Origin of the sequence: Weissella sagaensis, assembly GCF_005405285.1 — a bacterium.
Lineage (GTDB): Bacteria > Bacillota > Bacilli > Lactobacillales > Lactobacillaceae > Weissella > Weissella sagaensis.
In genome coordinates this window covers 90,386-96,794 of the sequence record NZ_BJDT01000007.1, presented here as the reverse complement: position 1 = coordinate 96,794, position 6,409 = coordinate 90,386, and the positions used below count along the sequence as shown (strand labels likewise).

Below are 6,409 nucleotides of genomic sequence, written 5' to 3'. Positions count from 1 at the left end.
ACTCAATTTTGTTGTTTTAATTGTTTAACAGAAGTTAAACGAATTTATTAGCGAATTGACTTCGCAAATGTTTTTTGTTTCAAGCTTAATGCTTGAAGATCCTACACATTTGTTCTATCGAAACGATATTCAGTTTTCAATGATCAACGTTGTTGTCTCGCTGACAACTTAATCTATTATACAGAACTGATTTTGAAAGTCAACAACTTATTTTTACCAATTTCTTGTATAATTTCTCACAGTTTTTCGACTGCTTATATAATATACCGTAGAAATCAACGTTCGTCAACTACTTGTTTTATTTTAATTTTAACGAACGTTTTTATAACCAATATGCTCGAATAATTGCGTGTTTAAAGCGCAATAAAATCCCATCAGCGCACCACAAAAGTAATTTTGTAGTGTGCCAATGGGATTTTTAAATAACGACTATTAACTTAATTATTGTTGAATATCAGTTGTGGGCGTTGCATTTGCACCATCATCCTCACCGTTATTCTCATCTGTTTTAGACAACTCTGATGATGAAGAAACCTCTTGAATAGTTTGTGGCTCACCACCTAATTCTGGCGCATCTGTCACATAGTCCTTTAATGTTGATTTATTATCATGTTGTGCTTTAATTGATGTTTTATGTTCCTTATTCATCTTTTGCAACAAACTCATTCCTTTAGCCCGCTGATAAGAATAGTCTTTGATATTAACCTTCTTAAAATCCTTTGGCTTATAGAATCGTAGTAAGTCACCCGTTTGCACGTCATCAGAATAAGTTAACATTTTATCCACATATGATTGAGTCTGATCAATAATCTCTTTAGCTCTTGGATCTTCCTTTGGTTTAATCTTTGTACCCGTGGTTGTAACATAATAATCACCACCATACTTCATATACTCAGCTGATACCCAGTCACCATTTCTAAATGGAACAATTTGACGTCGATTTGGACTTAGTAAATCTTGTCCAAACTGGATATTATCTTGCGTTGATTTTCCCAACAAGTGCAAAATAGTTGGCATGACATCAATCTCACCACCATACGTATGATTAACACCACCCTTTAACCCTGGCGCATGTACCATAAATGGCACTTTTTGCCAGTTTGCTAAATCAAAATTAGTTGTGCTCTTCTTTCCAGTTAACTTGGCGATAGCAGCCTTATGATTTTCAGAAATACCATAATGATCACCATACAACGCAATAACTGAATTATCATATAAGCCCGACTTCTTCATCCAGTTTAAGAATTCAGCAAATGATTGGTCCAAATAACGCGCTGTTTGTACATAACCATCAACAGTCTTATCGCTAGTCTTCGTTTTAGCGATAGAAATATTTTGCTTATCCAAATCATAAGGGTAATGATTTGTAACCGTAATAATTTTTGAATAGAACGGTTGTGGTAACTGTTCTAGATACTTTGCGGAATCCTTCAAAAATATCTTATCCTTCATACCATAACCAATATTGTAATTAGCATTATCTGCATTTTTAAAGTATGGCTTGCTAAAGAAATAATCGTATCCCCATGATTTATAGGTATTGTCACGATTCCAAAATGAAGCAACATCCCCATGCAAAGCTGCTGTGGTGTACCCTTGCTGATCTAAAATAGCAGGAACTGCTTGATACGTATTTGATGTACCATAATTAACCATTGCTGATCCTGAAGCTGTTCCAAATAAGCCAGTCTCTAACATCATTTCAGCATCAGCTGTTTTACCTTGACCAACTTGATTATAAAAATTATCAAATGATAATGTGTTTTGATCATGATAGAACTTATTTAAGTTAGGTGTTACTTCCACCCCGTCCACTTTGTAATCAATTAAAAATTGTTGGAATGACTCTAAGTGGAACATAATAACATTTTTGCCTTTTTCCTTACCAAAGTAAGCGGCATTTTGTAAAGCTTGATTATCTTTTAGATAGTTTTTGATTTTATTTAAATCTTGCGCATCAGCATCTTTTTTAACATCAGCCGTCTGCTTAGTTTTGAACATATTATAAGCAGCATATTCATTAAGTCCCAGATACTTAACAATGTAGTTATTATCAAAAGTTCGTGTCAATAGCCCTGAACGATCTTTACTTGATATACCATAACCAACTAACATTAAAACAATACCAAACAATGTTGTTAGTGCTGCAAAGCGCTTCTGTACAATTACCTTATCATATTTAATGCGTTTGAATAAAACCAACAATATTAGAATAATGATGTCTAAAAACACCAAAAAATCAAACGGACTAATGATTTCAGCAATTGATTTACCTAAATTATTTTCTACTGAGCCACCAGAATTAATAATATTTAAAGATAGGAAATCTGAAAACTCACGATAATACAACATATTAGCAAAAAGCCATATTGATTGTATTAAATTAATTAAAATCATTAACCAATAGGCTACTTTACCTCTAAAGTACAAAGCAATACTTAAAAGGATTATTGCTGTTGGTAATGGATTTAAAATTAAAATAAATTCTTGTAGCGTTCCTTTAACGCCTAAAGAAAAACTTGTTTTATAGGCCCAATAAGTTTTGATCCATACCAAAAATACAGATAACAAGAAAAAGCCAACAGTGGCATTAAAATCAGGCCACTTCTTTTTTATGGCTAGCATAACTCGTTGCATTATATTCTCTCCAAACTGTTTTAACTGCTAAGCAGCCATTTAATTTTAAAAATTTAGTATCCAATTTAACAATTAAACAAGTGTCATATTAAAAAGACCATAAACTATTGCCAACCTTAAAAGGTTTCCTTAAATTCTGACAACGCTTCATAGACATCAATAGCTAATAAATCAACATCATCAAAGGCAAAACGCTTACGTTTTTCTTGGTTAATTTCCAACGCAAACATACCTGACTCTGAATCATATAAAACAGTCACGACCGACACACCAAAAATACCAAAATCACGTTTTTGTAGCGTTTTTTGACGATCCTGCACCATCGCATTAATACGATGAACTATTTTATCTAAATTATTTTCTATTGGCATTTGTTTAACTCCGTTATTTTGTCTTGACGTTAAAAGCAATAATTCCTGCAAACATCCCCAAATAGTAGGTAATGATCCGCCATAAAACCATAGCGCAAACCAACAACCCTGCATTAGGCAAGAACGTTGAAAAAATCATTGAAAAGCCAATCTCAGCTCCTCCTGTACCACCTGGAATTGGAAATAGTGAAATAACCATCACAATTAGCACATGTAATGACATTACCAAAATAATGTTAACATGTTCCGCCCCTAAGGCTAATAATATGAAATACGGAATTAGATAATAAACTAATAATTGCACCAAAGTCAACATAATTGTTTTTATCAAAACTAACCAATCGTGGCTCATTCGGACACTTTCTGAATGAAAGTTATCAATTTTTTCATTGACCAAGGATTGCCATTCAGTCACCTTATCAGGTTTAATCCATTGTACTGGTTTAAAACCAATTTTAACCAATGTTCTTGTTAGACTTGGCCAATACATAACCAATAGCAAACCAACAATAACAATGAAATGAATTAAAAATCCTAACACTAAGAACCATGCCCATGCTTTTAATTTATCAGCAATAAACTCATAACCAACAATCATGGCTATGAAAAAATTCACAACAATCATCGCTTGATAAACAACAAATTTCATTAATAGAATTGAACCTGCACGACCTGGATCAACACCTGCCTGAATTAAAGTTATTAGTTGCATTGGTTGGCCACCAGCGGCAAATGGTGTAATACCATTACCAAACTGTTCAACTAATGGTATGCGCACCGCATTTGGCCATGACAATTTTTCATGTGAATCATCTACAAAAATTTTAACGACTACTGATTCAATCAATAGATAAACTACCATCGCTAATACTGCTACTAATAGCCACCACCAATTAGCATTACCTAAATCATGAACTAATTGCTTCATACTAACACTTTTAAATGACCAATAAAATATTCCGACACCAGCAATCATCATCAAAACGAACACAATGCTATTTCGCCTTGTCATTAATTTACCTCATCATCTTTATATTGAACTTGCGCTGTATAGTAAGCTTCCCATATCTTAGAAACACGCTCAGCAGAATAATATTCTGATGCTGACAGCGACTGCTGACTAACTTGTTGTCGTAACTCATCATCTTTTGCGAGCTTATCTAACTGACTTTGCATAGCTTGTCGGTCATAAGCTGGTAAGTAATATCCTGCAATAATTGCTTGATATAACTCTAAATCTCGCAAAATAGTCGGCGTTCCTGTACTAAAAGCTTCCAATGCTGACATTGGAAATAATTCCGTGTAACTTGGTAATAAAAAGACATCTGCTGCATTATAATAATCATTCATAAATGAGCGATCAACAATACCAGGAAAAATTAAGTTCTTTGGTGGATTATCAATTACTTTTTTTAATTGATCATACCCAGCTGTAATTGTTCCAAATGAAAAACCACCAACCCAAACAAAAGTCCAATCAGGATTGTCTTTTGCTAGCTGAATAAAATCAAGCACACCTTTGCGAACTTGAACTTGGCCAACCCCTAACACAATAAAGTCTTGCTCAGGTAAATTAAGTTTCCGTCGTAAGTCCGTTTTTTGCGAGGTTGGCTGCTTAAAGAACACTTTTTTTGAAACAAAATTTGGAATAAATGTTATTTTTTCCCGCTTCACACCTAGTGCAACTAGTTTATCAATAAAAACTGGGTTTACAACTACAATTTGATCCATTCGCTTATAAAACGTCATCATGTACCAATAAAAAATCTTTTTAAAAGGCCACCATAACTTAATTGAATCTTCAAGCGTTTCTGGAATAAAATGCACATATCCAACCTTAACACCACGACCAGGTAAGAAAGTATTTAAGAAAAAGCCCAAATTAATCGTATGATAATGACTAATATCCGACCTCGCTAAGCTGTTAAATTTCAACTCAAATTTATTTGGAAACTTTTCAGTTAATAAATTCACGAGTTCTCGATAAGCTGATCCAACTCCCTGACCGGGAACTGTCTCCGCAGCAGAAAACATTGTAATTCGAATCATTTTCCTTCTTTATGGAAAGGCGTCTTAGTTAAAAATGATTTTGCATATTCTAAATCATTACTAGTTACTTCTTCCATATCCTCCTCTTCATGGTAGACAACCAATGCCTCAGAGTAACAATCTAATACACGTTGTCCAAATGTTACCGCATCTATATCATATAATACCTTTTCACGAATCGATGGCTGACCAATTATACGATGTGTTTTTTTCGCCATCAAATAATTAACAACTGGTTCTAATAGTTCGTAACTATCATCAGCTAAGGCACCAATATTATCATCGATCACAACTGTTTCCAAATACGGACTACGTATTGCAACAACCGGTGTATTAGCTGTCATAGCTTCAATAAAAGTTAACCCTTGCGTTTCAGAAATCGAAGCTGACAAAAAAACATCAGCTAATTTGTAATAGCCATATACCTCATCATGATCCACTTCTCCAGTAAAAATGACATTATCTGAGATTTCTAAAGAGCGCACATGATCTTTTAATGCTGCCATCGCTGGCCCACCACCAACAATCAAAAAGATAGCATCAGGAACTTTCATTAATACTTCAGCAAAAATTTCTAGTGCCGTATCAATATTTTTTTCAAAAGCAATTCGTCCTAACGATAAAACAACTGGCGTCTCCGATGATATGCCTAATTTTTGTCGCAGTTGACTACTTGTGTCTTCTGACTCAGCGTGTTTGACGTTAACACCAGTTGGAATAATTTCAATTGGTGCTGATACTTTGTACTTTGTCAAAGTATCATACGTTTGTTTAGACGGTGCGATAACACCGGTCATTCCTGCCATAAAACTGCGTGCTATCACAGCTACACTTGCAGGTCTAATAATTTTACCGTTAGCAACATAATGCAAATAATCTTCATAGTTTGTGTGGAACGTGTGTACTGCTGGTATTTTTAATTGCCGTGCAACTAATTTACCAATTAATCCCAACGAGAACTCAGTTTGCGTGTGTACAATATCTAATTGTAGTTTTTTTGCCAACTGTATGGCCTGAATTCCACCTCGATATGACAATCGTCGATCTTTAAATCCAATAAAAGGTAAGCTTGGGAACCGATAAACATCTGGTTCTAAAACATCCCTTGGCACATTTGGATCTGTAGATGTAAATATATATACACGATGACCACGTGCAATCAATTGTTGACGTAACGTTTGAATCGACGTGACAACTCCTGAAACTTGTGGTGCATATGTATCTGTAAATAACCCAATATTCATGACCAACCAGCCTTTCACTAAATAGCTTATCCCTTTATAATACCAAATTTCCATTTAGAACGGTTAAAAAAGCAATATAAAAAGAGCTAGAAAATTTTTGTTATCCTA

5 protein-coding genes are annotated in these 6,409 nt (G+C 34.3%); all 5 read right to left on the bottom strand.

Annotated features, from left to right (window positions below):
* Positions 1–441 precede the first annotated feature (441 nt).
* Positions 442–2,637 carry an LTA synthase family protein gene (locus FFM55_RS07750; protein WP_042493769.1) on the bottom strand — a complete coding sequence of 732 codons (2,196 nt, stop codon included), beginning with the start codon at positions 2,635–2,637 and terminating at the stop codon, positions 442–444.
* 116 nt (positions 2,638–2,753) lie between these two features.
* A complete protein-coding gene (locus tag FFM55_RS07745; protein WP_042493767.1) occupies positions 2,754–3,008 on the bottom strand; it encodes a DUF1797 family protein in 255 nt (84 codons plus the stop codon).
* A gap of 13 nt (positions 3,009–3,021) precedes the next feature.
* A complete protein-coding gene (locus FFM55_RS07740; protein WP_042493766.1) occupies positions 3,022–4,020 on the bottom strand; it encodes a lysylphosphatidylglycerol synthase transmembrane domain-containing protein in 999 nt (332 codons plus the stop codon).
* Positions 4,020–5,057 carry a glycosyltransferase family 4 protein gene (locus tag FFM55_RS07735; protein ID WP_042493765.1) on the bottom strand — a complete coding sequence of 346 codons (1,038 nt, stop codon included), beginning with the start codon at positions 5,055–5,057 and terminating at the stop codon, positions 4,020–4,022. Before FFM55_RS07735 ends, FFM55_RS07740 begins: the two co-directional genes overlap by 1 nt.
* Positions 5,054–6,301 (bottom strand): glycosyltransferase family 4 protein, encoded by a 1,248-nt coding sequence (locus FFM55_RS07730; protein WP_137600812.1) that lies wholly within the window; start codon positions 6,299–6,301, stop codon positions 5,054–5,056. The genes FFM55_RS07735 and FFM55_RS07730 overlap by 4 nt, the downstream gene beginning before the upstream one ends.
* Positions 6,302–6,409 lie beyond the last annotated feature (108 nt).

Coding starts and splice junctions, on each gene's coding strand:
- FFM55_RS07740 (WP_042493766.1), bottom strand. CDS start 4,020: ATGACAAGGCGAAATAGCATTGTGTTCGTTTTGATGATGATTGCTGGT.
- FFM55_RS07730 (WP_137600812.1), bottom strand. CDS start 6,301: ATGAATATTGGGTTATTTACAGATACATATGCACCACAAGTTTCAGGA.
- FFM55_RS07735 (WP_042493765.1), bottom strand. CDS start 5,057: ATGATTCGAATTACAATGTTTTCTGCTGCGGAGACAGTTCCCGGTCAG.
- FFM55_RS07750 (WP_042493769.1), bottom strand. CDS start 2,637: ATGCAACGAGTTATGCTAGCCATAAAAAAGAAGTGGCCTGATTTTAAT.
- FFM55_RS07745 (WP_042493767.1), bottom strand. CDS start 3,008: ATGCCAATAGAAAATAATTTAGATAAAATAGTTCATCGTATTAATGCG.